The sequence below is a fragment of the Flexivirga lutea genome (assembly GCF_054778955.1).
Genome location: NZ_BAAGZB010000002.1, coordinates 864,932 through 889,730, shown reverse-complemented (window position 1 = coordinate 889,730; position 24,799 = coordinate 864,932). Strand labels below are relative to the sequence as shown.

Here is a 24,799-nt window from a genome sequence, read left to right as displayed (position 1 = left end):
AGGAAGGCGAGCGCAATGACATCGATCCGGCTGCACCGGTCCCACTGGTGGCTGATGATCCCCGCCGGCTGGGCGCTGGTCGGCGTCGTCGGTCACTGGCTGGTCCTGCCGATGGTCCTGCTGACGGTGTTCCTCGGCACGGGGCTGTCTCGGCACGGGCGGGCGGCGCGGTTGCAGTGTCGGCGCGACCACGAGCAGCGCCACCAGCAGCATTTCGAGTCCGGTCAGGCGCCCTGGGAGCAGCGGCACACCGTCGCCGCCCCGCAGCCGGCGCCACGGGTGGACCTGGCCAAGCAGGAGCCGGACACCCTCACCAGCCTGACCGCCCTGTCCGACCTGCCCACCGACGTGCGCCAGCGTGCCCAGCGGCTGGAACACGAATGCTCCGAGACCCTGACCTACCTACGCAAGCACGGTGCGCCGACCGCCCAGGTCTTCGAGGTCGAGCAAATCCAGACCGACTTCGGCCCGCAGGCGCTGCGGTCCTACCTGGCGCTCGCGCCCGGCACCGCCGACACCCTCGAGGTGCTCGAGGGCAAGACCGCACATCAGCTGGTCATCGAGCAATTGGATCTGCTGCTGGCCCAGGTCGCCGCGCACCTGCACCGCGCCGCCCGGCTCGGCACCGACGAACTGCTGGCCAACCACCGCTTCCTGACCGAGAAGTTCGGACCCGGAGGGGACTCGGAGCTCACCATCTGAGCGACGAAGTATGGCGCGGCATCCGGGGGAGCCGCGCCATACGTATGTGCGGAGGTCACCGGAGCCGAACGGCCAGCTGTCCGTTGTCCAGCAGCTTGGTCTCCACCAGCTTGTCGTGACTCTCCACGAACGCGCGGAACGACGAGAACCCGAGCGACTTCTCCTTGAAGGTCGAGTCCAGGCGCTGCATCTGGCTCTTCAGGCTGGACGAGTGCTGCCAGCCGTCCTCGCTCTTCTCGGCGCCGATCCGGATCGCGCGGCGCAACAACGCGGTGGCCTGGGATTCCTTGCTCGTGGCGGTCTTTCGCGCTTTCGCGGACTTGGCGGCAGCCTTCTTGACCGGCTTCGCAGGTGTGCTGGCCACGGGTCCGGCATCCGCTCCGGGCGCCTCTGCTGCGGCGTCGTCGGAGACTCCGGGCAGGTCGCCGTACGAGCTGAAGTCGTCGCACGCAGCGACGAGGGCGCGGCTGGTCGACCCGGTGACGCCGATGCCGACGACGAACCTGCCGAGCTGTTTGCAGCGTTGCGCCAGAGCGATGTAGTCCGAATCCCCGCCCACCACCACGACATGCGTGATGTCGGCGTGCTGGAAGAGGTCGTTGACCGCATCGATCGACAGGCGTATGTCGGCGCCGTTCTTGGTCCCCGACGTGGCGAAGAGCTGCACCAGGTCGACGGCGCGATCGGTCAGTTGCCGCTTGTATGCCGCGTTGGCCGGCACCGACCAGTCGGCATACGCGCGCGTGAAGGCCACGGTGCCGAACGACGAGGCGTAGTCGATGATCGCGCCCAGGTCGACCTCGGCCTCGATGAGGCGACGCGACACCTCACCATCCTCCGCGGGCGTGTGATCGCGGGCGTTGTCCTTGCGCCACCGGCCGGAGCCGTGCACGGCGTCGTACCGCGAGATCACCATGTTGTCGAAGTCGATGTAGACCGCGACGCGCGCATCACTCATGTTGCCGACCCTAGTGCGGGTATGGCGGGCCGCGCCTCAGCCGGCGACGGCGGCGACGGCCTCGATCTCCACCAGTTGGTCGGGATAGCCGAGCACCGCGACACCGACCAGGGTGCTCGGCACGTCATGGGCGCCGAAGTGCGCGGCCACGACATCCCAGGCGGCCACCAGTTCGGTCCGGTCGGTGGTCGCGACCAGGACGCGCGTGCTGAGCACGTCGGACAGCTTGGCGCCGGCCGCGGCGAGCGCGATCTCCAGGTTCACCAGGCACTTTCGCGCCTGGCCGGCCACATCCCCGACCGCCGCGACGGTGCCGTCGGAGTGCAGGGGACACGCTCCGGCCAGGTGGATCACCCGGCTGCCGGAGGGTGCCGTGGCGGCATACGCGTAGGGCGCCGGCGCCAGCTGATCGGACCGGATGAGGCGGACTGCGGGGGACATGGCACCGACGCTAGGGCGCCGGGGCGGCGGCCACCAGTGAAATTCGCACGCGCACGCGCACGCGTCGCGGCCGACGCGCCTGGCGCCCGCCGGAAAGGTAAACGCCTCGCCTCGCGGCGGTATGGCTTCGGCATCGCCACGGCAAACCTTTGGCCGGGTCGGGAACCAAACCCCCGCTGCGCCGTCGACAGGGCCACTATCCGGTGGTGGCACACATCTCTGCCATGACCGACAGGAGCCCACGCATGACCCGCATGACCCGCTCGTCCCTCACCCTCAAGCTCGGCGTCGGCGCCACCGCGCTGGCCATGTCCCTGGTGCCGGCGCTGTCTGCGCGGGCCGCCGGCGTCAACTATGCGGCGCTCGGGGACTCCTATTCCTCTGGTGTCGGGGCCGGCGACTACCTCGGCAGCAGCGGCGACTGCGATCGCAGCCCCCACGCCTACTCGGCGCTGTGGGCCCAGCAGCACAGCCCGTCGGCATACGTCTCCGTCGCCTGCTCGGGCGCGAGAACCACTGACGTCGTTGCCAATCAGCTCTCGGCGCTGTCGAGCAGCACGACCCTGATCAGCATCACGGTCGGCGGCAACGACGTCGGCTTCAGCAGCATCATGCAGGACTGCATCCTGGACGGCACGACGACCTGCGTGAACGAGGTGAACAACGCCAAGGCAGACGCGAAGGCGAACCTGCCGGGCAAGTTGGCGGGCGTCTACAGCGCGATCCGGTCCAAGGCGCCCAACGCGCACGTCGTCGTGCTCGGCTACCCCGAGTTCTACGACCTGAGCAAGGACTGCGTCGGCATCAGCCAGGAGTCCCGCACCGCCATCGACAGCGGCATCGATGTGATCGATTCGATCACCAGCACTGCGGCCAGCAGGGCCGGATTCACGTATGGCGACGTGCGCGGCGCGTTCTCGGGCCACGAGATCTGCGACTCGGGCCGCTGGCTGCACTCGGTCAACTTCCTGCACCTGGAGGAGTCCTACCACCCGACCGCGGACGGCCACGCGAAGGGCTATCTACCGGTCTTCGCCGCTCGGGCCTGAGGGCAGCGACCCGCTCCCCTCTTTGCCGAGAGGCCCCCCGTTCGCCCACCGGCCCCTCGATTTGGCCCCGTTTTCCCCGAAATCGGAGGTCCGCTCGATCATTCGGGAGCCTTTCGGCGATGTCACCGGCGCCGCCGGGGCGCACGAACAGCGCAAACCTGATCAAGCAGGCCGCGTGCCCGCTGCGGCATGCTCGAACGATGGATACCGAATCATTGGCCGGGCAGGTCGTCCTGATCGCCGGCGCATCGCGCGGCCTCGGCCGGGCGTGCGCGATCGAGTTCGCCGCGGCCGGTGCGTATGTCGTCTGCACCGGCCGCAGCACCCGCGACGCACCGACCCACGCGCAGCCCGCTGACCTCACGCTGGAGCGGACGCTCGAGGAGGTGGCCGCGCACGGCGGGAAGGGCGAGTGGCACCGCTGTGACCACACGGATCCGACGCAGGTGGAGGACCTGGTGCGCGACCTGGTCGAGCGGCACGGGCACATCGACATGCTCGTCAACAACGCGTGGGGCGGCCACGACCACCACGACGACCCGGGTGGCGAGGAGGTGTGGGACGAGCCGATGGATCAGTTCCGCGCGATGCTGCTCGGCGGTGCCTACTCGGACTTCGTCACGTCGATGCTCACGCTGAAGCTCGCGATGGCACCGGAAGGGAAGGGCCTGATCCTCACCTCGACCTGGCACACGCCCGAACCGCCGGCCTGGCTGCCCTACGAGTCGAGCAAGGCCGCCAAGAACCGGCTGGTCTATGCGCTCGCGTATCACCTTCAGCCGCACGGGATTCCGGCGATCGCGGTGGCACCCGGCTGGATGCGCACCGAGCTGATGGAGGCAAAGGTCCCCGCCGAGGATCTCGCCGGCAACACCGAGTCACCCCGGTATGCCGCGCGCGTGATGGTCGCGCTCGCGACCGACCCGGACGTGCAGCGCTTCAGCGGCCAGGTGGTCGACGTGGGCGAGCTGGCGGTGGCGTATGGCGTCACCGACCTCGACGGCACGCAGCCGCAGCCCAACGCCGGTCGCTTCGAGCCGAGCCGCCCCCTCCCGCCATACGAGAGCTGACTTCTCGCCGAGAGGACACCTAAATGCCGGAAGGACAGGCAAATCGGGCGATCAGAGCCCGAATTGCCTGTCCTCTCAGTATGTTTCCTGTCCTCTCGGCGAGAGGGTCAGGTCAACGAGTCTCGTCGCCCTTGATGAAGGCTTCGAGCTTGGCGCGGCCGAGGCTGTCCTCGCGCTGCTCCGGCGGGGACTTCATCAGGTAGGACGAGGCCGACAGCAGCGGGCCGCCGATGCCGCGGTCCTTGGCGATCTTCGCGGCGCGGATCGCGTCGATGATGATGCCGGCGGAGTTCGGGGAGTCCCAGACCTCGAGCTTGTACTCCAGGTTCAGCGGAACGTCACCGAAGGCGCGACCCTCGAGGCGGACGTAGGCCCACTTGCGGTCGTCGAGCCACTGCACGTAGTCCGACGGGCCGATGTGCACATTGCGGCCGTCCTTGATGCCGGCCAGCGGGCCGCTCAGGTTGGAGGTCACGGCCTGGGTCTTGGAGACCTTCTTGGACTCCAGGCGCTCGCGCTCGAGCATGTTCTTGAAGTCCATGTTGCCGCCGACGTTCAGCTGGTAGGTGCGGTCCAGCGTGACCCCGCGGTCCTCGAAGAGGCGGGCCATGACGCGGTGGGTGATGGTCGCGCCGACCTGGCTCTTGATGTCGTCGCCGACGATCGGGACACCGGCGTCCTCGAACTTCTTGGCCCACTCGGGGTCGGAGGCGATGAACACCGGCAGGGCGTTGACGAAGGCGACGCCCGCGTCGATGGCGCACTGCGCGTAGAACTTGTCGGCCTGCTCGGAGCCGACCGGCAGGTAGGAGACCAGCACGTCGGCCCGGGCGTCCTTGAGCGCCTGGACGACGTCGACCGGCTCGCTGTCGGCCTCGGTGATGGTCTGGGCGTAGTACTTGCCGATGCCGTCGAGGGTGGTGCCGCGCTGGACGGTGACACCGGTCGGCGGGACGTCGGCGATCTTGATGGTGTTGTTCTCGCTGGCGGTGATCGCCTCGGCCAGGTCGAAGCCGACCTTCTTGGCGTCGACGTCGAACGCGGCGACGAACTCCACGTCACCGACGTGGTAGTCACCGAACTTCACGTGCATCAGACCCGGGACAGTCGTGTCGGGCGACGCGTCCTTGTAGTACTCAACACCCTGCACGAGCGAGCTCGCGCAGTTGCCGACGCCGACGATGGCGACGCGAATGGATCCCATTTCCTACTCCTTGTCGAATTTTCCGCTGGGGCCGGAGTGTTGCTCCGGAGACTCCCCATCGACCGGCTGATCGGCAGGCGCCGTCTCGCCGGGATTGGTGATGCCATATGCCGAGCGCTCGGTCTCGATCAGCTCACTGAGCCAGCGCACCTCACGTTCGGTGGACTCCAGCCCGTGGCGGTGCAATTCGGCGGTGTATTTGTCGGTGCGCTCGCGACGCGCACGGGACTGCTCCCGCGAGTCGTCCAGGCGCTCCTCCAGCCGACTGCGACGACCCTCCAGGATGCGCAACCGCACATCGCTGCTGGCTCGGCCGAAGAAGGCGAAGTGGACGTCGAAGTTCTCGTCCTCCCACGAGGCAGGGCCCGTCTGGGCCATGAGCGTCTGGAACTGCTCCTTGCCCTCCGCGGTCAGCTCGTAGGTGATCTTGCCGCGCTTGCCGCCGAGGCCGGGACCCTGGTGGCTCTGCCGGTCCTGGTCGGCGGAGCTGCGCTCACTGATCCAGCCGCGCTCGACCAGGCCGCGCAGGCACGGGTAGAGCGAGCCGAACGACACGGCACGGAACGCGCCCAGCACCCCGGACAGTTGCTTGCGCAATTCGTAACCGTGCAGCGGCTGGTCGTGCAGCAGACCGAGGATCGCCAGCTCGAGTATGGCGCCACGTCGTGACATGGGCGACCTCCTCGGTGCTGTCGGTGGATCCTGCGGATGCGGGGGTGTGACCACGAGCATAGCGCATCCGATGTATCGAACCGATACATCGGCGTTGTATGGCGGGTCGATGGGTGCAGCCGGCCTTCACGATTCCCGGTTCACTGCTTCGGCAGTTACCCTGCACCGGTGACAGATGAGCAGGGTGGGGCGCCTCGTCGCGCCGCAGCGCGACCGGGGCCGGGCCGCAGGAAGCGCCCGAAGAAAGAGCACGGATTGTTCTTCAAAGTCTTCTGGCGGACCGTGCTGGGCTTCGTCCTGCTGGGTCTGATCGGGGTCGTCGCACTGGTCATCATCTACCTGCGTACGCCCATCCCGCAGCCGCAGGCCGACGCCGCGAAGCAGGTCTCGATCGTCTACTACAGCGACGGGAAGACCGAGCTCGGCCGGTTCAGCACGGTCAACCGCGAGGACGTCAAGCTGGCCCAGGTGCCCAAGACGGTCCGCTACGAATTCCTGGCCGCCGAGGACCGCAACTTCTACAAGAACTCCGGCGTCTCGATCAGCGGCACCATCCGCGCCGCCTGGAGCACGCTGTCCGGCGGGCAGGAGCAGGGCGGCTCGACGATCACCCAGCAATACGTCAAGAACTACTTCCTGACCCAGGACCGGTCGGTCAAGCGCAAGGTCAAGGAGATCATGATCGCGCTGAAGATCGATCGGAAGATGTCCAAGGACGACATCCTGCAGGCCTACCTGAACAACATCTACTTCGGGCGCGGGGCTTACGGCATACAGGCAGCATCGCAGGCCTACTTCGGCGTCGACGTCAGCAAGCTGGACGCCAGCCAGGGCGCGTTCCTCGCCTCGGTGATCAACGCGCCGGGCCTGTACGACCCGCAGTACGGCGCGGACGCCAAGGCGCGCGCCAACGCCCGGATGACCTACGTGCTGGACGGCATGGTCAAGGAGGGCTGGATGACGCCGGCGCAGCGCGCCAAGGCGCACATGCCGGACTTCAAGAAGTACAACCCCAACGCGCAGCAGGTCTCCGGCCCGAACGGCTACATCGTGTCGGCCGTGCGGTCGGAGCTGCAGCACAAGCTGAAGCTGACCCCCGAGGACATCGACCGGGGCGGGCTGCGCATCACCACGACCATCGACAAGAACTCCCAGAAAGCGGCCGTCGACGCCGTCCACCGGAACGTCCCGAGCCAGACCGCCCGGCTGGACGCATTGCACACCGGGCTGGTCGCCGAGCAGCCGGACGGTGCGGTCGTGGCGATGTATGGCGGCGAGGACGCGGCCAAGGAGATCAGCGCCGCGAACGATGCACAGCTGCAAGGCGGTTCGAGCTTCAAGGCGTTCGGGTTGGCCGCGGCATTGCAGGACGGTATGACGATGCAGACCAAGTTCAGCGGTGCGTCGCCGCTGATCCTGCACCGCGGCAACGGCAAGACGACCAAGATCTACAACGACAACCACGAGCAGTTCGGGATGCTCACCCTCGAGCGCGCCTTCGCGGTGTCGTCCAACACGGCGTTCGTGCGGCTCAACCAGGCGCTCGGCACCGGCAAGACGCTGGCCGCCGCGCAGCAGCTCGGCATACCGCAGAGCTCCCCGGGCATGAACGACCCGGTGCCGACCGACATCCTGGGCAGTGCGGCCGTGCGGGTGATCGACATGGCCAACGCCTACAACACCATCAGCGCGGAGGGGAAGAAGGCCGACCCCTACTTCATCCAGAAGGTCACCAGCGTCGCGGGTGACTACAGCTATGACGCGCACCCGAACACCCAGCAGGCGATCGCCAAGGACGTCGCCGCCAACCTGGTCAACGGGATGACCGGCCCGCTGACGGACTCCGACGGCACCGCGCACCACACCGCCGGTCAGCTGAACCGGCCGGCCGCCGGCAAGACCGGCACGTCCAGTCACTACCTGTCGGCGTGGTTCACCGGGTTCACGCCCGACCAGCTGACCGTCTCGGTCGGCATGTATGCCGGCAACGGCAAGCAGGCCGGCACCATCGGGCTGGACAAGGCGACGCACAACGCGTCGTTCTACGGCGGCGACACGCCGGCCACCATCTGGCTGGACTTCATGCAGGCTGCGCTCAAGGGGCAGAAGGTCGCCCCGCTGCCGCAGACGAAGGAGGTCAAGCAGACCACGACGTATTCGGCGCCGCCGGTCACCTCCACCCAGGCGCCGACCAGCACCACCACGACGACGTCGTCCACGCCGAGCTCGACCAGCTCGAGTTCGACGCCGTCCAGCAGCACGTCGAGTTCGACCACCAGCACGACGCAGCCGCCGAGCCCGACCACCACCACGACGACCACGCAGCCGCCGAGTCCGACCTCACGTCCGACGGCGACCCGGCCGACGCTGCCGGTTCCGCCGCCGCCGGTCACCCAGGGCGGCGGTCAGCCGAGGTCGTCGGAGCCGCAGCCGACGCGCTGAGTTACCCGGCTGGGCTCACTTTGGGTCTGGCCGCTCCTGCATGAGCGCGTCGTCCTTGTCGCGGTCTTCGACGACATACGGTGCCGCGCGGTCCTCGCGATCGCCGCCGACGCCGAAGTGGCGGTAGAGGTCCTGCTCGTCCTTGGGCGTCAGCCGCCCCGACGGGTCGTGGTGTGGTGCGTCCCGCAGCTGCTGGTCGTCATACGGCACGGTGAGCCGTTCGCCGTCGAACTGCGCGGTGGCGAGAGGCACCATGGTGGCGTCGTCGGCTCCCTCGGTCGCGACCGCCACCCACTGCGGCTGGGACGTGGCGTCGTCGAGGTAGACGGCGTCGACCGTGCCGAGCTTGCTGCCGTCGGCGCCCATGACGTCGACACCCTGCAGCGATCCGGGGTCGAACGTGTTGCTGTTCGTGGTCATGATCGTCCTTCCTGGAGGTCCGAGCACGAGCCGAGTTACCCGGCACCGGGCAGGGACAATCGCGGGTTAGGCTCGCGCCGTGCCTTCGCCCACACGCCTGACCTCACCCAGCCGCGGGGAGGAGCCCGCCGCGCTCGCGACCGGGATCATCGGTGGGCCGGTCGGTCGTTTCGCGGCGATCGGCCGCCGTGGCTGGACGTATGCCGCGGCGATGTTGTCGGCGCTGGCGTCGGTGCTGGTCGCGCTCGGCGTGCTGCAGAAGAACCACTGCGTGCGCGAGGGCTGGGGGTCACCGGGTGCCCTGTGGCACGCGTGCTACTCGGACCTGCCGGTGGGTTCCGGCGGCCCGAAGGGCGGCACCCCGTGGTCGTCCGGCGGCGCGGGCAACACCCAACCGGTCCTGACCGCGATCCTGGACTGGATCGTCAAGCAGCTGACTCCGGGCGGCAGCGCGCTGGGCACCCAGCAGGTCTACTTCGCGATCGGCACGGTGATCATCGCGCTGCTGATCGCGCTGACCACGATCGCGACCGCGTCGATGCTGCGCAGCACGCCGTGGCTGGCCGCGCACGTGGCGCTCAGTCCGGTGCTGATCACCGCGGCCCTGGTCTCCTTCGACGTGCTGGGCGTCGCCCTCGCGACCGTCGGTATGGCGCTCTGGGCGCGCCGGCACCCGGCAGCCGCCGGCGTCTGCCTCGGTGCAGCAGTCATGGCCCGGACCTATCCTTTGGTGCTGCTCGGCGCGATCACCCTCATCGCGCTGCGCGACGGCACCCGCCGCCCGCTGGCCCGCTGCCTCACCGGCGCGGCCGCGGCGATCGTGGTCTGCTTCGGGGTGGCGTACGCGTGGGGCGGGGATCCGCTGGCGCCATACCGGGGCTGGTGGCACCAGGCCGCCGGTTACGGCTCGCCGGGCTACCTGCTGACCGCCGCGCACCATCCGCTGCCGGCGACGTCGCTGTCGATCATCGCGGTCCTCGGCTGGGTGGTCGCCTTCCTGCTCGGTGTCTACCTGACCGGCCGGCCCGTCGAGCGCACCCAGCTCGCACCGCTGGCGCTGACGATGCTGGTCATCGTGCTGCTCACCGGCAAGTCGATGTCGGTGCAGAGCTGCTTGTGGGTGCTGCCGCTGCTGGCGCTGGCTGCGCTGCGCTGGCGCGAACACCTGCTGTGGGCCGGCGCCGAGATCGTCTACTTCGTGATGACCTGGATGTACATCGCCGGGCCGAGCAACACCGCCAAGGCGCTGCCCGCGGCGGCATACTCCTTCTTCCTGCTGATCCGGCTGATCGCGTATGTCGGCATCGCCTGGGCCTCGTGGGAGACCTCGCAGGACCTGGAGCGCGACCCGGTAGCGCCCGCGGGCGGTGCCTCACTGACCGAGAGGAGCACCGTTTGACCGAGCGGAGTACGGAATCGGCCGGAATCGGTACTCCTCTCGGTGCATTGGCGCTCCGCTCGGTCGTGGCGGCTGCCGATTAACGCCGGGCGCCGGTTGCCGGATAAACTCAGCCCCGGCCCGTGCTGTCGGCCCGACGTATGTCGGAGCCTGGCGGCATACTCGCGGGAGACACCGGAGACGGTGACGACCGGGGGCGGGCCACGCTGCAACCCTCCTGTCACGGAGAGACCGTGACCGCTTGAGACCGAAGGAGGTGGGTTAACGCATGCGTCAGTACGAATTGATGATCATCATCGACCCCGAGCTCGACGAGCGCGTTGTCCAGCCCACGCTGGACAAGTTGCTCAAGGTCGTGACCGCCGAAGGCGGCAAGATCGACAACACCGACATCTGGGGTCGTCGCCGTCTTGCCTACGACATCAAGAAGAAGTCCGAGGGCATCTACGCCGTTGTGACGATGACCGCCGAGTCGGCTACCGCCAAGGAGCTCGACCGCCAGCTGTCGCTCAACGAGCAGATCATGCGCACCAAGCTGCTGCGCGTGGACGCCTGAAGCTCGACATCTAGCAAGGGAGTTCCGACATGGCCGCAGGCGACACCGTCATCACAGTCATCGGCAACCTGACCCAGGACCCGGAGTTGCGGTTCACGCCGTCCGGGGCAGCCGTCGCCAACTTCACCGTTGCGTCGACGCCGCGCTACATGGATCGGCAGACCAATGAGTGGAAGGACGGCGAAACGCTGTTCATGCGCTGCTCGGTATGGCGCGAGGCGGCCGAGAACGTCGCCGAGTCGCTGACCCGTGGCGCACGGGTGATCGTCTCCGGTCGCCTGAAGTCCCGTTCGTGGGACGACAAGGAGACCGGCCAGAAGCGCACCACCATGGAGCTCGACGTCGACGAGGTCGGCCCGTCCCTGCGTTACGCAACCGCGAAGGTCAACAAGACCCAGCGCGGCGGCGGACCCGGTGGCGGTTTCGGCGGCAACGGCGGCGGCAACGGTGGTTTCGGCGGCAACTCCGGTGGCCAGCAGGGCGGCTTCGGTGGCGGACAGCAGTCCGACCCGTGGGCGACCGGTGGTCAGGGCGGCGGCCAGCAGGCCCCGCAGTCCGGTGGTCAGGGCGGCGGCTGGAGCACCGGCCCGTCCTACGACGAACCCCCCTTCTGAGGATGCCGGTCGAGTAGGAGCGAGCCGCTAGGCGAGCGACGTATCGAGACCAGCGTCATACATCGCAGAACAACCCCATCCCGAGTGAAGGCTCGGGCTCTCGGAAACGAAGGAGAGCACCACGATGGCTAAGCCCGTCATTCGCAAGCCCAAGAAGAAGGCCAACCCGCTGAAGCTGGCCAAGGTCGAGTCGATCGACTACAAGGACGTCGCGCTGCTGCGCAAGTTCATCAGCGACCGTGGCAAGATCCGCGCGCGTCGGGTCACCGGCGTCTCCGTGCAGGAGCAGCGGCTGATCGCCACCGCGGTCAAGAACGCCCGCGAGATGGCCCTGCTGCCCTACTCGTCCTCCGCGCGCTGAAAGAAGTAACGCTATGAAGATCATTCTGACCCACGAGGTCGCCTCGCTCGGCGCTCCAGGTGACGTGGTCGAGGTCAAGGACGGCTACGCCCGCAACTACCTCCTGCCTCGCCACTTGGCCACGCCGTGGACGAAGGGCGGCCAGAAGCAGGTCGACGCGATCACCAAGGCGCGGGCCACCCGTGCGGTGAAGTCGCTGGAGCAGGCCCAGTCGCTGAAGGGCAACCTGGAGTCCTCGGTCGTGCGCCTCGCCGCGCGCGCCGGTGAGTCCGGTCGTCTGTTCGGTGCGGTTACCACCGCCGAGATCGCCGAGGCCGTCAAGGCCGCCGGTGCGGGCGAGATCGACCGTCGCACGGTGCAGGTCGCCCAGCCGATCCGCAACGTCGGCACCCACGAGGTCAGCGTCAAGCTGCACCCCGAGGTCGAGGCCACCGTCACGCTGGACGTCGTCGCCGCGAAGTGACGTCGCGCCGCTGACAGCAGCGCAGAGCCGGTCATCCCCCGTGGGGTGGCCGGCTCTTCGCATGGGCGGCGTACCGGTGCATAACCGGCAACGGTCGCTAGCTCTGGGCATGTGTGCAGCCGGGACCCGTGCATAACCGGCGACGGTCGCCGGTTGGGAACCGCCGACGCCGCCTCAGGCGCCGGTCACCATCCACCGCTCCGAGCGGGCGCGAAGGCCGAGACCGACGAGCCGGAAGATCATGAAGCCGGTGAACGCCCACCACAACATCAGCAGCGCATGACCGGGACCGCCGGCCCGCAGCGTGGCGGCGTGCGCGTGCACCAGCCACAGCAGCGGCAGGTATGCCGCCAGCGACGCCACCTGCAGCCACGCCAGCGCGGGCCCGTCGCCGGCGCCGATCAGCACCCCGTCGAGCACGAACACCAGCCCGGCCACCGGCTGGCCGAGCGCGACGACGAGCAATGCCACCGAGAGCGCGTCCCGGACCGACTGGTCGCCGGTGAACAGGACCGGCACGACGGTGTGCGTCGCAGCCACGACGACGCCGAGCGCGATGCCCATCCACCACCCCCACCACAGCATCAGCCGGGTGGCGGCGCGGGTGCCCGCCAGGTCCTGCGCGCCGAGTGTGTGGCCGGTGAGCGCCTGGGCGGCGATGGCCAGCGCGTCGAGCGCGAACGCGAGGAAGCCGAAGACGGTCATCGCGACCTGGTGCGCGGCCAGCGGCACGTCGCCGAGTTCGGCGGCGGCCCAGGTGCTGGCGAGCATCGCGGCCCGCAGCGCCAGCGTGCGTACCAGCAGGGGGACGCCGAAGCGGGCCGCGGCGAGCACCCGCCCGGGATGCGGCCGCAGGCTGGTGCCCAGCCGGCGGGCCCGGCGCAGCACGACCAGGAGCAGCCCGGCCGCCAGACCGGACTGCGCGATGACCGTGCCGAGCGCCGAGCCGGCGATGCCGAGCCCGACGCCATACACGAGGACGACGTTGAGCACCAGATTGGCGGCGAAACCGGTGGTGGCGCCGATCAGTGGCGTGCGGGTGTCCTGGAAGCCGCGCAAGACGCCGGTGGCGGCGAGGACGGCGAGCATGCCGGGTATGCCGAACGCGCTGATCCGCAGGTATGTCGCGGCCTCGTCCGCGACCGCCGGCGAAGCGCCGAAGACGTCGCAGATCGGGGCGGCGAAGATCGCGACGACCGTGGTGGTGATCGCGCCCAGGAAGATCGACAGCCAGATGCCGTCGACACCCGCGCCGACGGCCGCCGAGTCCTGCCCGGCGCCGAGCCGCCGGGCGACCAGCGCGGTGGTGCCGTAGGCGAGGAAGACGTAGATGTTGGCGGCGGTCAGCAGGGCCGCGCTGGCGACGCCGAGGCCGGCCAGCTGATCGGTGCCGAGGTGGCCGACGATCGCCGAGTCGGCCATCAGGAAGAGCGGTTCGGCGACCAGTGCGAGGAACGCCGGGACGGCGAGCGCGAGGATCTGCCGATGGGTCGAATGCGAGGGGGTGTCCGTGCCGGCGGGCGGCGACGACGGAGGGCTGGCGGGCACGCCCCCCAGGGTACGGCGCGCTGCGCGGCCTGCCCGCCTCGAGCGTCCCGCGGCGGCGCGGGTGACGAGCACGTAAATCGTGTCTTGTCATGTGAGACGCCGCCGTCTCAGGTTCGGCTCGCCGTTGCCGCGGACCCGTGCGGTGGCGCCGGTTTGCCGCGCGCCGACCGGAACCGCGGAATGCTGCGGAATATCACGGAATGATCACGAGGCCAACTCGGTCCGAACGGGCGAGCGCCGGCGTCCACAGCTGAACGGTTGTCCACAGATATCCGCGAACGACTTTGGGAAGGCGTCCGCATGCGTCATAGTCAGTGACCGTGCCACCGGCGAAATTCGGGGAGTCGGCTGCACAACCTGGGTGGGGGCGGATCGCTCCGGGGCAACGGCGCCCGCACCCGTTCGTCACTGCAGTCCATTCGAAGGGTCCCTTGATTCATGGGTTCGTACTCCCCGCGTCACTTGAAGCGTGAGCCGAAGATTCTGAACAAGTTCGGGCGCCGTGGCGTCGCCGTCGCCGCAGTCGGCGCGGTCGTCGTTCCGGTCGCCGGCATGGAGAGCGCCTCGGCGGCTCCCGGCGCCGGCCTCGTGCGGGCGACCACCGTGCACGCCGCCAGCCACGTCCAGGCCGCCGGCCATCTCGCCGCCACCGTGCGCGTCGGCCCGACCGTCCGCTACGGCTCGCGCGGCAGCGCGGTCAAGACGGTCCAGCGCAAGCTGCACGGCCTCGCGGTCGACGGCATCTTCGGCGCGCGCACGCGCAGCAAGGTCAAGTCGTTCCAGCGCGCGCACCGACTGGCCGCCGACGGCATCGTCGGTCCGCACACCTGGCGAGCGCTCGGCGGCTCCGGCGGCGCCCCCACCTCGGCCCCGAAGCCCGCACCGAAGGCGCACTCGTCCTCCATCGTGTCGATCGCGATGAGTCTGCGCGGCACGCCATACCGCTACGGTGGCGCCTCGCGCTCGGGCTTCGACTGCTCCGGCTTCACGCAGTACGTCTACCGGCAGGCGGGCAAGAGCATCCCGCGCACCGCGTCGGCGCAGGCGGCTCGTGCCACCCGGGTCTCGAGCCCGCGTCCCGGTGACCTGATCTTCTGGGGTTACCCCGCCTACCACACCGGCATCTACCTCGGCGGCGGGAAGATGATCGCCGCCCGCCGTCCCGGCACCGTGGTCGGCGTCCAGAACCTCTGGGGCAGCCACTACTTCGGCCGCATCTGAGGCCCCCCTGCGAGCGCGGTCCCGCCGCGTCCGAGAAAGCCCCGTCGACCCGGTTGGTCGGCGGGGCTTCTCGCTACCGTCACACGGCCTGTAAGGCGCTCCTGAGCGCTTGTGGGCCGGCGATCACGGCCGTGGTGGATGCGCGCGCGAGGCGACAGGAGGCGCCGGCAGCCGCCCGCCGGTGGGCGCGGGGAGGCGCGGCATACCTCCTGCGGCGGCCCGCGCGGACGCGGCTGCCGGACGGAAGGTTGGTTGCAGAACGCTCACATCTCATATGATGAGACGTTTCCTGAAAACTTTCGGTTCGGCGTGTCGTTCGAATCATTTTGCGGCGTGAGCTGCTAAAAGCAGCCACTTCGGCGCAGTTTCGTTGAAATTGCAACACCGGCGCGCAACAGCCCCGTGTGCACCGCAAATTCACTGCAATCACACCAGTCACAGCCGTCACAACGGCCCATTCGTACTCAGAATTCGCGTCTTTCACAGGTTCGAAACCACCGGCATCATCAGTGCTCGTGCAGCGCCTTCTTCGGGGAAGGAGTAGGCGACATCGGGGGATGACACGGCACGCGTGTCATCCCCCTGCGCGCGTTTCAGGACTGGACGAGTACCGAGAGGGTCACATGGCCACGATTACTACTCCGAGACATCGCAAACCACGGCCTGGGCTGTCAGCCAAGGTCGCCCCGGCGATCACCTCCCGCAAGGGTCTGGCGGTGACCGGAACGCTCCTCAGCGTCCCGGCGACCGTTGCCAGCCTCGTGCAGGCTGCTCCGTCGTATGCCGATCCCGGCAGCGGCTCGAGCGCGTCAGGGCAGCGCAGCAGCGCGTCGACCGGTGGTGTTCGCACCGCCGCGCCGGCAACCGTGGTTTACCTGCGCTACGGATCAACAGGCAGTTACGTCAAGACGCTGCAGCAGCGGCTGGGTGGGCTGGCGACGGACGGCGTCTTCGGGGCGCTCACGCTTTCGAAGGTGAAGTCCTTCCAGCGTGCGCATCACCTGGCCGTCGACGGCATCGTCGGACCGGCGACGTGGAACGCCTTGGGGGGATTCCCGGGGGCCACCACGAACCCGGCGCCGAAGCCGACACCCACGCCGACGCCGACGCCTCCGCCGCCGACCTGCAAGGTCAGTGTGCTGCGGTATGGCGCCACGGGCGGCTACGTGTCGAGCGCGCAGCGGGACCTCGGCGGTCTGTCCGTCGACGGTGTCTTCGGTGCCGACACGCTGTCGCGGGTGAAGGCGTTCCAGGCCAGCAAGGGTCTGGTGGCCGATGGGATCATCGGCCCGATGACCTGGAGCGCGCTGGGCGGCTTCCCGTGTGGCAGCGATCCGACGCCGACTCCGACCCCGCCGCCGCCGTCGAGCAACCAGGGTCTCTCCGCGGTCGTCTCGATCGCGCAGAAGTACCTGGGGGTGCCCTACGTGTGGGGCGGCTCGTCCCCGTCGCAGGGCTTCGACTGCTCGGGACTCACGTCATACGTGTACAAGCAGGCCGGGCTCTACATCCCGCGCACGGCCAGCCAGCAGCAGGCCTACATGAAGAAGACGACCAGCCCGCAGCCGGGTGACCTGGTCTTCTTCGGTGCGCCGGCGTATCACGTGGGCATCTACGTCAGCCCCGGCATGATGATCGCGGCGCCGGTCCCCGGCGACGTGGTCAAGCTCCAGACGATCTGGACGACGCCGACCAACTACGGCACGTTGCGCTGAGCGCAGCTCGCCGTCCGGTCCACGCGGCCACGGTCACTCCTTCGAGTGACCGTGGCCGCGTTGCGTGTGCCGGGCGGATCGGCGCGCGAGCAGCGCAGCAATGTGCCGCGACGCCGAAAGGTCACTCGATGCACTCAGCCGGCACCGCTGGCGACATCTAGTGACCACTCGGCGCGGGTAGGCACACCATGCGAGTGGCTGTGGACAACTTCCGCGCCGGGCGGGCGCTACTTGGCATGATCTGTGGGTCAGGTATGCCGCGCCGCTTCTTGACCAAAGTTTTAATCGGTTGGCCGGTTTTCCGCCCGACGGAGCGCCGATAATCGCGGGGCACTCAGGTTCCACTCAGGGAGGTATGTCACCGATGCGGAACTCACCAGCCATGCGCGCCACCGCGACGCTCCTTGCTGTGCTGGCCGCTGCCGGTTGCAGCGGCGGCTCGAGCGGCGGCGCGTCGTCGACCGCATCGCACAGCACCAACTCGGGCACCGCCTCCTGGGATTCGACACCGTCGCAGACGTCGGTGAGCAGTTCCGCCACCGCCACGTCGACGTCGCCGTCCGCGACGCCTTCCTCGAGCGGTACGGCGGCCGGCGCGCCCGGCGTGCCGGAGGCTGCGCGGCAGCACACGGAGGCTGGTGCGAAGGCGTTTGCGGAGTTCTACTTCAAGACGTCCAACGCTCTCTTTCGCAACCCCGGAAAGGGAACAACTGAAGCGCTTGAGCTGCCCAGCTGCCAGCCCTGCTCAGATAACGCCTCTGGCTTGAAGACCATGGCTGCCGAAGGACAGCATTACGACCGCGACCAGGTCGATTACAAAGTCACGCGCGTTTTGAATGTAGACAAGAATGCGACAAACGTATTTGCCGATCTCAAGCAGAACCCTGCGCGTCTTATCGACAAATCCGGGAAGGTCGTTAGTACCACGCCCACCCCACATGTCCGTGCGGTTGTTCTGCTCCAGTGGATCGTAGGCGAGGGCTGGCGAATCAAGGATCTCGCGCATGAATAGCGAGCGAATACAGCAGCGGAGAAGACACACCGGCGCCGTCAGGGCGCTCACTGGCTCGGTGATCCTCGCGGGGGTACTGACCGCAGTGGCTGATCCTGCTGCTTCAGCCAGCGACCGACTCGTTGGGAGCGCACCATGCTTCGGATGCGGATTTCAAGACAACGATGCTTACGTCGGGTTGACAATAAGTGCAACGAAATCCCTTCCAAGGAAGGGTAAGTCGACGGTTGCTGAGGGCAAGAAACCTGTCGTGAAACTCGTGCCATACGAATATCGAGTGGCTCTTGCATGCCCCGCCAACAATGATCCCGAAAAGAACGAGGTCGGTTGCGAGAAAGCGTTCAAGACGTGCATCGATGTCAAGGACGCAGAAGGACCACTGAAGACAGTTTTCCGCCGTCTTACGGAGCCGAAGGGAAAAGACGGCTGGCACAACGTGGGCGAGACGTGTTGGCCGAAGCTCGTCCCGGGCGTCAAGTCGAAGCCGGAGCTGACCGTCGCGATGATCCGGTCGGAGTTCATCAGGACACCGTTCGTCAGACCGAAGGCGACCATGGAGCCGGTCGGCAACCGCACGCTGGTGAACCTGCCCAACTACTTCACGGCCGACTTCTCCGGTGCGGGCTACGGGCCGGACGAGGTCCGCACCGTCACGCTGCTGGGTCACCAGGTCCGCATCAAGCCGGTGCTGAAGTCCAACACGTTCCACTTCGGCGAGGGCGCCTCACTGGGGCCGACGGAGTCTCGTGGCGGCGGCTACCCGGACGGCGACGTGCGGCATACCTACGCCCAGCGCGGCACGGTTAACGCGTCGGTCACCACGGTCTACGGCGGCCAGTTCTCGGTCGACGGTGGGCCGTTCACGGACCTCCCAGGCACGGCGACGATCACCGGTCCGGCGCAGCCGATCCAGGTGCTCGAGGCGACCGGACGGCTGGTTCGCTGAGCCGCCTGCAATCCGTGCGCGGGCACGATCCGCAGACCCGCTATGGCGGCGCGCCGCCACCACGGCGCTGTGGGTAACTGGCGTCACAAACACGCCAAACTTTTTTCTTGTGCACAACGGCGGTCGCGCGTTTGCGCAGGTCAGCGCGCCGAGGGCGACACACCCACATGGTTATCCACACCGCTGTCCCCAGGCTCGTGCACACGACATACCGACTCCTCCACACGTTGTCCACAGGTTGTCCCGAGCGCATCTGAGCGGTCGTTTGCGGGGGCGGCGAATCGGTTCTAGCGTGGCCACTTCGCGTGTCACGCACCCCGGTTGCCAACCACTGTCACACCCTTGTGGTGCAGTAGACACATGTCCGAAAACGGTCGCAAGGAGAGCGTGCGTGGCGATTGCTGAGCTTCCCCCGGACTACACCGACGAAGGTGGCCACGGGGGCGGATTGGTCCCGCCGCAGGACGTTCCAGCGGAGCAGTCGGTGCTCGGCAGCATGCTGCTGTCCAAGGATGCGATCGCCGACGCGGCCGAGGCCGTGGACGGGCGCGACTTCTACCGGCCGGCGCACGAGGCGATCTATGAAGCCATCATCGACCTCTACGGGCGCGGGGAGCCGGCCGACGCGATCACCGTCGCCGACGAGCTGACCAAACGCGGCGAGCTGAGCCGCATCGGCGGCCAGGCCTACCTGCACGAGCTGATCCAGGGTGTGCCGACCGCCGCCAACGCCGGCTACTACGCCGAGATCGTCGCCGAGCGCGCCGTCCTCCGTCGCCTGGTCACGGCCGGCACCCGCATCGTGCAGATGGGGTATGCCGACGGCGGCGGCGACGTCGTGGACGTCATCAACGCCGCCCAGGCCGAGGTCTTCGGCGTCACCGCCGGCAAGGAAGCCGAGGACTACGTCCGGCTCGGCGAGATCATCGCCGAGACCGCCGATGAGATCGACGCCGCCAGCAGCACCAACGGTCAGATGGTCGGCGTGCCCACCGGCTTCACCGACCTCGACGCGCTGACCAACGGTCTGCACCCGGGTCAGATGATCGTCATCGCGGCCAGGCCTGCTGTGGGCAAGTCAACGATTGGTCTAGACATTGCCCGGGCGTGCTCGATCAAGGCTGGTATGGCGTCAGCGATCTTCTCGCTGGAAATGAGCAAGACCGAGATCTCCATGCGGCTGCTGTCCGCGGAGGGCGGGATACAGCTGCAGCACATGCGCAAGGGCACCATGCGCGACGAGGACTGGACGCGGCTGGCGACCACGATGGGCAAGGTGGCGGATGCGCCATTGTTCATTGATGATTCGCCGAACATGTCGCTGATGGAGATTCGCTCGAAGTGTCGGCGTCTGAAGGAGCGCAACGACCTGAAGCTGGTGGTCATCGACTACCTGCAGCTGATGACGTCGGGCAAGCGCGTTGAGTCCCGGCAGCAGGAAGTGTCGGAGTTTTCCCGTGCGCTGAAGCTACTGGCCAAGGAGATCAACGTCCCGGTCATCGCGATCAGCCAGCTGAACCGTGGTCCCGAGCAACGCACTGACAAGCGCCCCCAGATGTCAGATCTGCGCGAGTCCGGTTGCCTGACCGGTGACACGCGACTCCTACGCGCCGACACGGGCGCGGAAGTATCGATCGGTGAACTCGCGAGGACGGGCGAGAAGGAAATCCCGATCTGGGCACTCGACGACTCGCTGCGGTATGTCGTCAGACCCCTCACCCACGCCTTCTCCACCGGGATGCGGCCGGTCTTTCGGATGACGCTCGCGTCGGGCAAGACGATCCGCGCGACCGAGAACCACCGTTTCCTGACGTATGGCGGCTGGCAGCAGCTGGGAGACTTGCACGCTGGTGACCGACTCGCGGTGCCGCGGCACGTTCCCGCTCCCGAACGGTTCGAGCCGTGGGAAGACGACAAGGTCATCCTTCTGGCACATCTCATCGGTGACGGATCCTTCGTCAAGAAGCAACCCATCCGATACGCCAGCATCGACGAGCACAACCTGGAGGCGGTCAGCAAGGCGGCGCTCGGCGGTTTCGGGGTGGTGGCTGTCAGGGATGACTACGCCGCTGCGAGGGTCACCACGCTGAGGCTTCGCGCGCCGTACCGGTTGACGCACGGGCGCCGTAATCCGATTGCGGAGTGGCTCGATGGGCTCGGATTATTCGGACTGCGCAGTCACGAAAAGTTCGTGCCGGAGTCGATGTTCCATGCCTCCAAGCGGCAGATCGCACTCTTTCTGAAGCACATTTGGGCGACGGACGGCTCGGTCACGGTAAACAAATCCGGTAAAGGTGGTCGCATCTACTACGCGTCGACGTCGCGGCGGCTGGTCGATGACCTGAGCCTGCTGCTGTTGCGCTTCGGCATTTCCACACGTACGCGGGTCACCCGGAAGAACGGATATCGCGACGGCTACACGATTGACATCTCCGGGTCCGACAGTCAACGCCGGTTCCTGCAGGAGATTGGCGTCTTTGGTGATCGCGGCGTGCACGCTACCCGGCTGCTCGCCATCGTTCGCGAGACCAGCTCCAACACCAACGTAGATACCGTTCCGACACCTGTTTGGGACACCGTCAGGGAAGTGCTCACTGAACGCGGGATGACGCATCGCGAGTTCGCCGCGGCGATGGGCACGCAGTTCTGTGGCTCGACGATGTGGAAGCACGCGCCTTCGCGTGAGCGGCTCGGTCGTGTCGCGACACTGCTCGACAGCGCTGAACTTGAGCTGATGTGTGTGAACGACGTTTTCTGGGACAGCGTCGTGTCGATCGATCTCGAAGGTGTCGAGGAGGTATTCGACGCTACCGTGATTGGCAGCCACAACTTCATCGCCAACGGAATTGCCGCCCATAACAGCATCGAGCAGGACGCCGACATGGTGATCCTGCTGCACCGCGAGGATTCCTACGACCGCGAGTCCGAGCGCGCCGGCGAAGCCGACCTGATTGTCGCCAAGCACCGTAATGGTCCAACCGACACGATCACCGTGGCGTTCCAAGGGCACTACTCACGGTTCACCAACATGGCGCAGAACTTCTAAAGTCCTGTTGTCGAGATGCAGCTGTCGAGATGCAGCGAAGACTGTTCGAATCGCGTTTTGAACAGTCTTCGGTGATTTTTGGGGCGTCTGACGGTCGTCGGAGGGGGTCCGACGAGGCGAAATCGTTAATGAGAACTGTTCTCCCGTGCACGTTTGGCGGGCCGGCTCTGGCGTCTGTGCAGGTCAGCGGCTCGTTACTGCGACCAGTTCTCACATCACAAGTTACTTCGCAGTACTTGCTGTGAAAACGACCCCCGTGTCACACCGTGCGCGGTTCTCGGGGGCCAGGGCGGTCAACGAAATCCAGATCCGTCGAGGACTGACCGGGGCACACGATGACGCTGACCCGGCTCGGGTCGCGCACGGAGGTTGCGGAAAGGCGAGGGGTTCAGCGCGGAGTGCCTCGTACGACGTCCCTGTCCCGGTGACTACGTCCGGACGGGTCTTGCGGGAAGGGCACCGCTACGCCGGGACCAGATCGTGTTCTGCCCTGAGGGTCCACCGTTTGCGGAACGTCAAACGAGACGGGTGTTACCAGACGCTCGCTCGTCGGCGTGCGGTCTGCCGAGCGCTGCCTGTCGTCGGTCGGGGCTAGAAGGAACGGGCCTGCAATAGGAGTCTCGCGCTGTGTACTTCAAATGATCCAGTGCGCTGAATCTGTTGGTGGATCGCGTGCAGAGCCTCCAGGTGTTCTGCGGCATCGAATCCGGGAACCTGCCACGGGACGGCGCGGAGCTGAAGAACAACAGCTCCCACATCGAGGTAGCGCGTTGTCGTGATCGATTCGGCAGCCATCTCGATCGTGAACGTGCCCGCCACCGCTCGTGCTGTCAGCTCACGGAGACTGGCTACAGCGTTGGGAAAGCGAGTCGGATGGACACCGAATGCCTGACTCAGTTCGTCTTCGTTATCGGTCGTCACTTGCTGGGAGAACAGCACACCGCCTGGCCGCAGGAGCCGGGCCGCTTCGTTGAAGTCAAGGTCGCCATGTCGGTTGAGGACAAGATCGAAGCTGTTGGCGTCCAGTGGAATCCGATGGTTGACACGCGAGGTCACGGTGATCCCGTGCGGCTGCAAGCGTTGTCGTGCGATGGGGAGGTTGGTCGGCCAGTCCTCCACGGCCGCCGATCCGCGCGGTGGGAGCATCTCCGCGAACTTTTCACCGCCACCGGTGTCGACGTCGAGGACTCTGCGCGCAGTGGCGACGTGTTCGGCGGCTAACCGTTCGTAGTTCCAGGGCAGGTCGGTGCTCGCGATGCGGCCGTTCAGAAACGTGAAGTGCCACCCATCGATGGGGGTCTCGTACGCACGGTTGATGAGTTCGGTGAAGCTCTGGTCGTCGGTGACAGACACACGTCCTCCATTGGACGAATTGGGGGTGATGGGAGCAGGCGCGCAGCGCCGAGCAAACAGCTCGACGTGCCGCAGGGGTGTCGCAAGAACCCGCGGTGCGGGCTAGCTATCTCGAACCATCACCCAGGCATGTTTACACACACTTGCCAGACGATCGATGGCAGCAGCCCCGACTCGTGCCGACGGACGATCCTCGACCGGCGCATCAGGCAACTGGCCTCACCAAGTGCGTACGGTCGTCCAATGGTCGGGACTGCTGCACGGATAGGTGACAACCGATCTGGCTTACCCGGCAGGGTTGGCCTGGAAGGATGTTCATCATGCCCAAGCCGTATCCGAAAGAGTTCCGTGACGATGTGGTGCGCGTGGCACGCGCTCGCGAAGCGGGCGTGACGCTGGCGCAGGTCGCCAAGGATTTCGGGATCCACGAGATCACGTTGAGCACCTGGTTGCGTAAGGCAGCCGTCGACGACGGGAACAAGCCCGGCACCACGACGAGTGAGTCGGCCGAACTGCGTGAGCTGGAGCGGCGAAACCGGTTGCTGGAACAGGAGAACGAGGTGCTGCGTCGCGCGGCCGCGTATCTGTCGCAGGCGAATCTGCCCCAAAATGATGTTCCCGCTCGTCCGTGAGTTGGCCGCTGGGGAGCACCCGGTCCGGGTGCCTGTGACGGTGACGTGTCGGGTCCTGAAGCTGTGTCGCCAGCAGTACTACCGGTGGCTCGAGCGGCCGGTCACCGACGCCGACCTTGCATGGGCCTACCGGGCAAACGCGTTGTTCGACGCTCACCGCGATGACCCGGCGTTCGGGTACCGGTACTGCCGCGACGAAGCCGGCGATGTTGGCCAGGAGATGAGCTCGCGCACTGCGTGGGCGATTTGCTCGGCCAACGCGTGGTGGTCGGTGTTGGCCAAGAAGCGAGCTGGTCGTTCACGTCCGGGTCCGCCGGTGCATGACGATCTGCTCGCGTTCGAGGACGACAAGGGCAGGACCCGGCACGAGTTCACCGCCGCTGAACAGGTGAACACGGTGTGGTTGACCGACATCACCGAACACGCCACCGGTCAAGGGAAGCTCTACTTGTGCGCGATCAAGGACGCCTGCTCCGGGCGGATCGTCGGGTACAGCATCGATTCGCGGATGAAGTCCAAACTCCCTGTGGCAGCGTTGAATTCAGCCGTCGCACGCCGGGCAGCTGACGGCACCGATGTTGCCGGGTGCATTGTGCACAGCGACCGCGGATCGCAATTCCGAAGTCGTAAGTTCGTCACACGCCTCAAGCACCACCAGCTGGTCGGATCGATGGGTCGGGTGGGTGCCTGCGGCGACAACGCCGCCATGGAGAGCTTCTTCGCGCTGCTGCAGAAGAACGTCCTGAACACTCGGCGTTGGGCAACCCGCGAGGAGTTGCGGATCGCGATCGTGACCTGGATCGAACGCACCTACCACCGACGCCGTCGGCAAGACCGCCTCGGCCGATTGACCCCGATCGAGTACAAGACCACCATGACCACACCAGCCGCTCAGGCTGCGTGACTACAAACTGTCACCGAACCGTGCAGCAGTCCCCTGCATCGTTACGCGTCGCCGACAAACTCGGCTTCGTC

Annotated in this window: 23 protein-coding genes; 15 read left to right on the top strand and 8 right to left on the bottom strand. The window is 67.1% G+C overall.

All coding sequences use genetic code 11. From position 1 onward, the window contains the following. Positions 1-15 precede the first annotated feature (15 nt). A complete protein-coding gene (locus ACYVBN_RS10650; RefSeq protein WP_460600490.1) occupies positions 16-702 on the top strand; it encodes a hypothetical protein in 687 nt (228 codons plus the stop codon). A 55-nt stretch (positions 703-757) separates the two neighbouring features. On the opposite strand, the gene ACYVBN_RS10645 is transcribed toward ACYVBN_RS10650, so the two are convergent. Further along, complete coding sequence (locus tag ACYVBN_RS10645) at positions 758-1,660, bottom strand: NYN domain-containing protein (protein ID WP_460600489.1); 903 nt, start codon at positions 1,658-1,660, stop codon at positions 758-760. A 36-nt stretch (positions 1,661-1,696) separates the two neighbouring features. Then, positions 1,697-2,101 (bottom strand): RidA family protein, encoded by a 405-nt coding sequence (locus tag ACYVBN_RS10640; RefSeq protein WP_460600488.1) that lies wholly within the window; start codon positions 2,099-2,101, stop codon positions 1,697-1,699. 245 nt (positions 2,102-2,346) lie between these two features. Here ACYVBN_RS10640 and ACYVBN_RS10635 point away from each other — a divergent pair, with 245 nt between their 5' ends. Together ACYVBN_RS10635 and ACYVBN_RS10630 are read left to right on the top strand one after the other, a co-directional pair. After that, positions 2,347-3,150, top strand: coding sequence for an SGNH/GDSL hydrolase family protein (locus ACYVBN_RS10635; RefSeq protein WP_460600487.1), 804 nt, complete (start codon positions 2,347-2,349; stop codon positions 3,148-3,150). Between the two features lie 200 nt (positions 3,151-3,350). After that, positions 3,351-4,220, top strand: coding sequence for an SDR family NAD(P)-dependent oxidoreductase (locus tag ACYVBN_RS10630; protein ID WP_460600486.1), 870 nt, complete (start codon positions 3,351-3,353; stop codon positions 4,218-4,220). Between the two features lie 112 nt (positions 4,221-4,332). On the opposite strand, the gene ACYVBN_RS10625 is transcribed toward ACYVBN_RS10630, so the two are convergent. Beyond that, the gene (locus ACYVBN_RS10625) at positions 4,333-5,424 is read right to left on the bottom strand and encodes an inositol-3-phosphate synthase (protein ID WP_440282956.1); all 1,092 of its coding nucleotides are present in this window, start codon (positions 5,422-5,424) and stop codon (positions 4,333-4,335) included. Positions 5,425-5,427: 3 nt separating this feature from the next. Next, positions 5,428-6,096 carry a PadR family transcriptional regulator gene (locus ACYVBN_RS10620; protein WP_460600485.1) on the bottom strand — a complete coding sequence of 223 codons (669 nt, stop codon included), beginning with the start codon at positions 6,094-6,096 and terminating at the stop codon, positions 5,428-5,430. A gap of 255 nt (positions 6,097-6,351) precedes the next feature. Between ACYVBN_RS10620 and ACYVBN_RS10615 the strand changes: the two genes are divergently transcribed. After that, positions 6,352-8,538: a transglycosylase domain-containing protein gene (locus ACYVBN_RS10615; RefSeq protein WP_460600484.1), complete on the top strand. Its 2,187-nt coding sequence runs from the start codon at positions 6,352-6,354 to the stop codon at positions 8,536-8,538. 15 nt (positions 8,539-8,553) lie between these two features. Here ACYVBN_RS10615 and ACYVBN_RS10610 read toward each other — a convergent pair whose 3' ends face one another. Continuing rightward, a complete protein-coding gene (locus tag ACYVBN_RS10610) occupies positions 8,554-8,958 on the bottom strand; it encodes a PRC-barrel domain-containing protein (protein ID WP_460600483.1) in 405 nt (134 codons plus the stop codon). A gap of 79 nt (positions 8,959-9,037) precedes the next feature. Between ACYVBN_RS10610 and ACYVBN_RS10605 the strand changes: the two genes are divergently transcribed. From ACYVBN_RS10605 to rplI, 5 genes are all read left to right on the top strand, one after another. Then, on the top strand, positions 9,038-10,357 hold the full coding sequence (locus ACYVBN_RS10605) for a glycosyltransferase 87 family protein (RefSeq protein WP_460600482.1): 1,320 nt from the start codon (positions 9,038-9,040) through the stop codon (positions 10,355-10,357). A gap of 268 nt (positions 10,358-10,625) precedes the next feature. Next, a complete protein-coding gene (gene rpsF / locus ACYVBN_RS10600; RefSeq protein WP_440282951.1) occupies positions 10,626-10,913 on the top strand; it encodes a 30S ribosomal protein S6 in 288 nt (95 codons plus the stop codon). 29 nt (positions 10,914-10,942) lie between these two features. Beyond that, entirely contained in the window at positions 10,943-11,527 is a 585-nt protein-coding gene (locus ACYVBN_RS10595; protein WP_440282950.1) for a single-stranded DNA-binding protein, read from the top strand. A 124-nt stretch (positions 11,528-11,651) separates the two neighbouring features. Continuing rightward, entirely contained in the window at positions 11,652-11,888 is a 237-nt protein-coding gene (gene rpsR, locus ACYVBN_RS10590; protein ID WP_440282949.1) for a 30S ribosomal protein S18, read from the top strand. 13 nt (positions 11,889-11,901) lie between these two features. Further along, positions 11,902-12,351, top strand: a complete 450-nt coding sequence (rplI, locus tag ACYVBN_RS10585) for a 50S ribosomal protein L9 (protein WP_440282948.1) — start codon at positions 11,902-11,904, stop codon at positions 12,349-12,351. Positions 12,352-12,525: 174 nt separating this feature from the next. Here rplI and ACYVBN_RS10580 read toward each other — a convergent pair whose 3' ends face one another. After that, positions 12,526-13,899: an MATE family efflux transporter gene (locus tag ACYVBN_RS10580; protein ID WP_460600481.1), complete on the bottom strand. Its 1,374-nt coding sequence runs from the start codon at positions 13,897-13,899 to the stop codon at positions 12,526-12,528. A gap of 438 nt (positions 13,900-14,337) precedes the next feature. Between ACYVBN_RS10580 and ACYVBN_RS10575 the strand changes: the two genes are divergently transcribed. Then, positions 14,338-15,120, top strand: coding sequence for a C40 family peptidase (locus ACYVBN_RS10575; protein ID WP_460600480.1), 783 nt, complete (start codon positions 14,338-14,340; stop codon positions 15,118-15,120). Between the two features lie 716 nt (positions 15,121-15,836). Further along, the gene (locus ACYVBN_RS10570; RefSeq protein WP_440282945.1) at positions 15,837-16,835 is read left to right on the top strand and encodes a C40 family peptidase; all 999 of its coding nucleotides are present in this window, start codon (positions 15,837-15,839) and stop codon (positions 16,833-16,835) included. Positions 16,836-17,180: 345 nt separating this feature from the next. On the opposite strand, the gene ACYVBN_RS10565 is transcribed toward ACYVBN_RS10570, so the two are convergent. Beyond that, complete coding sequence (locus ACYVBN_RS10565; protein WP_460600855.1) at positions 17,181-17,465, bottom strand: hypothetical protein; 285 nt, start codon at positions 17,463-17,465, stop codon at positions 17,181-17,183. Here ACYVBN_RS10565 and ACYVBN_RS10560 point away from each other — a divergent pair. The 3 genes from ACYVBN_RS10560 to ACYVBN_RS10550 all read left to right on the top strand — a co-directional run bounded on the left by ACYVBN_RS10560 (position 17,359) and on the right by ACYVBN_RS10550 (position 21,839). Next, positions 17,359-17,847, top strand: a complete 489-nt coding sequence (locus ACYVBN_RS10560) for a DUF6318 family protein (protein WP_460600479.1) — start codon at positions 17,359-17,361, stop codon at positions 17,845-17,847. The two genes, ACYVBN_RS10565 and ACYVBN_RS10560, sit on opposite strands and share 107 nt — an antisense overlap. Then, entirely contained in the window at positions 17,840-18,793 is a 954-nt protein-coding gene (locus tag ACYVBN_RS10555) for a hypothetical protein (protein WP_460600478.1), read from the top strand. Before ACYVBN_RS10560 ends, ACYVBN_RS10555 begins: the two co-directional genes overlap by 8 nt. A 391-nt stretch (positions 18,794-19,184) precedes the next feature. Next, positions 19,185-21,839 carry a replicative DNA helicase gene (locus tag ACYVBN_RS10550; protein WP_460600477.1) on the top strand — a complete coding sequence of 885 codons (2,655 nt, stop codon included), beginning with the start codon at positions 19,185-19,187 and terminating at the stop codon, positions 21,837-21,839. 591 nt (positions 21,840-22,430) lie between these two features. Here ACYVBN_RS10550 and ACYVBN_RS10545 read toward each other — a convergent pair. Beyond that, the gene (locus tag ACYVBN_RS10545) at positions 22,431-23,192 is read right to left on the bottom strand and encodes a class I SAM-dependent methyltransferase (RefSeq protein WP_460600476.1); all 762 of its coding nucleotides are present in this window, start codon (positions 23,190-23,192) and stop codon (positions 22,431-22,433) included. A 320-nt stretch (positions 23,193-23,512) separates the two neighbouring features. Between ACYVBN_RS10545 and ACYVBN_RS10540 the strand changes: the two genes are divergently transcribed. Next, positions 23,513-24,728 (top strand): IS3 family transposase gene (locus tag ACYVBN_RS10540; RefSeq protein WP_460600475.1). Its coding sequence is split into 2 segments (ribosomal slippage): positions 23,513-23,782 and positions 23,784-24,728, totalling 1,215 coding nucleotides; the frame shifts between segments, so codons are not numbered across the junction. Positions 24,729-24,799: the final 71 nt, after the last annotated feature.

Coding starts and splice junctions, on each gene's coding strand:
- ACYVBN_RS10650 (WP_460600490.1), top strand. CDS start 16: ATGACATCGATCCGGCTGCACCGGTCCCACTGGTGGCTGATGATCCCC.
- ACYVBN_RS10645 (WP_460600489.1), bottom strand. CDS start 1,660: ATGAGTGATGCGCGCGTCGCGGTCTACATCGACTTCGACAACATGGTG.
- ACYVBN_RS10640 (WP_460600488.1), bottom strand. CDS start 2,101: ATGTCCCCCGCAGTCCGCCTCATCCGGTCCGATCAGCTGGCGCCGGCG.
- ACYVBN_RS10635 (WP_460600487.1), top strand. CDS start 2,347: ATGACCCGCATGACCCGCTCGTCCCTCACCCTCAAGCTCGGCGTCGGC.
- ACYVBN_RS10630 (WP_460600486.1), top strand. CDS start 3,351: ATGGATACCGAATCATTGGCCGGGCAGGTCGTCCTGATCGCCGGCGCA.
- ACYVBN_RS10625 (WP_440282956.1), bottom strand. CDS start 5,424: ATGGGATCCATTCGCGTCGCCATCGTCGGCGTCGGCAACTGCGCGAGC.
- ACYVBN_RS10620 (WP_460600485.1), bottom strand. CDS start 6,096: ATGTCACGACGTGGCGCCATACTCGAGCTGGCGATCCTCGGTCTGCTG.
- ACYVBN_RS10610 (WP_460600483.1), bottom strand. CDS start 8,958: ATGACCACGAACAGCAACACGTTCGACCCCGGATCGCTGCAGGGTGTC.
- rpsF (WP_440282951.1), top strand. CDS start 10,626: ATGCGTCAGTACGAATTGATGATCATCATCGACCCCGAGCTCGACGAG.
- ACYVBN_RS10595 (WP_440282950.1), top strand. CDS start 10,943: ATGGCCGCAGGCGACACCGTCATCACAGTCATCGGCAACCTGACCCAG.
- rpsR (WP_440282949.1), top strand. CDS start 11,652: ATGGCTAAGCCCGTCATTCGCAAGCCCAAGAAGAAGGCCAACCCGCTG.
- rplI (WP_440282948.1), top strand. CDS start 11,902: ATGAAGATCATTCTGACCCACGAGGTCGCCTCGCTCGGCGCTCCAGGT.
- ACYVBN_RS10575 (WP_460600480.1), top strand. CDS start 14,338: ATGGGTTCGTACTCCCCGCGTCACTTGAAGCGTGAGCCGAAGATTCTG.
- ACYVBN_RS10555 (WP_460600478.1), top strand. CDS start 17,840: ATGAATAGCGAGCGAATACAGCAGCGGAGAAGACACACCGGCGCCGTC.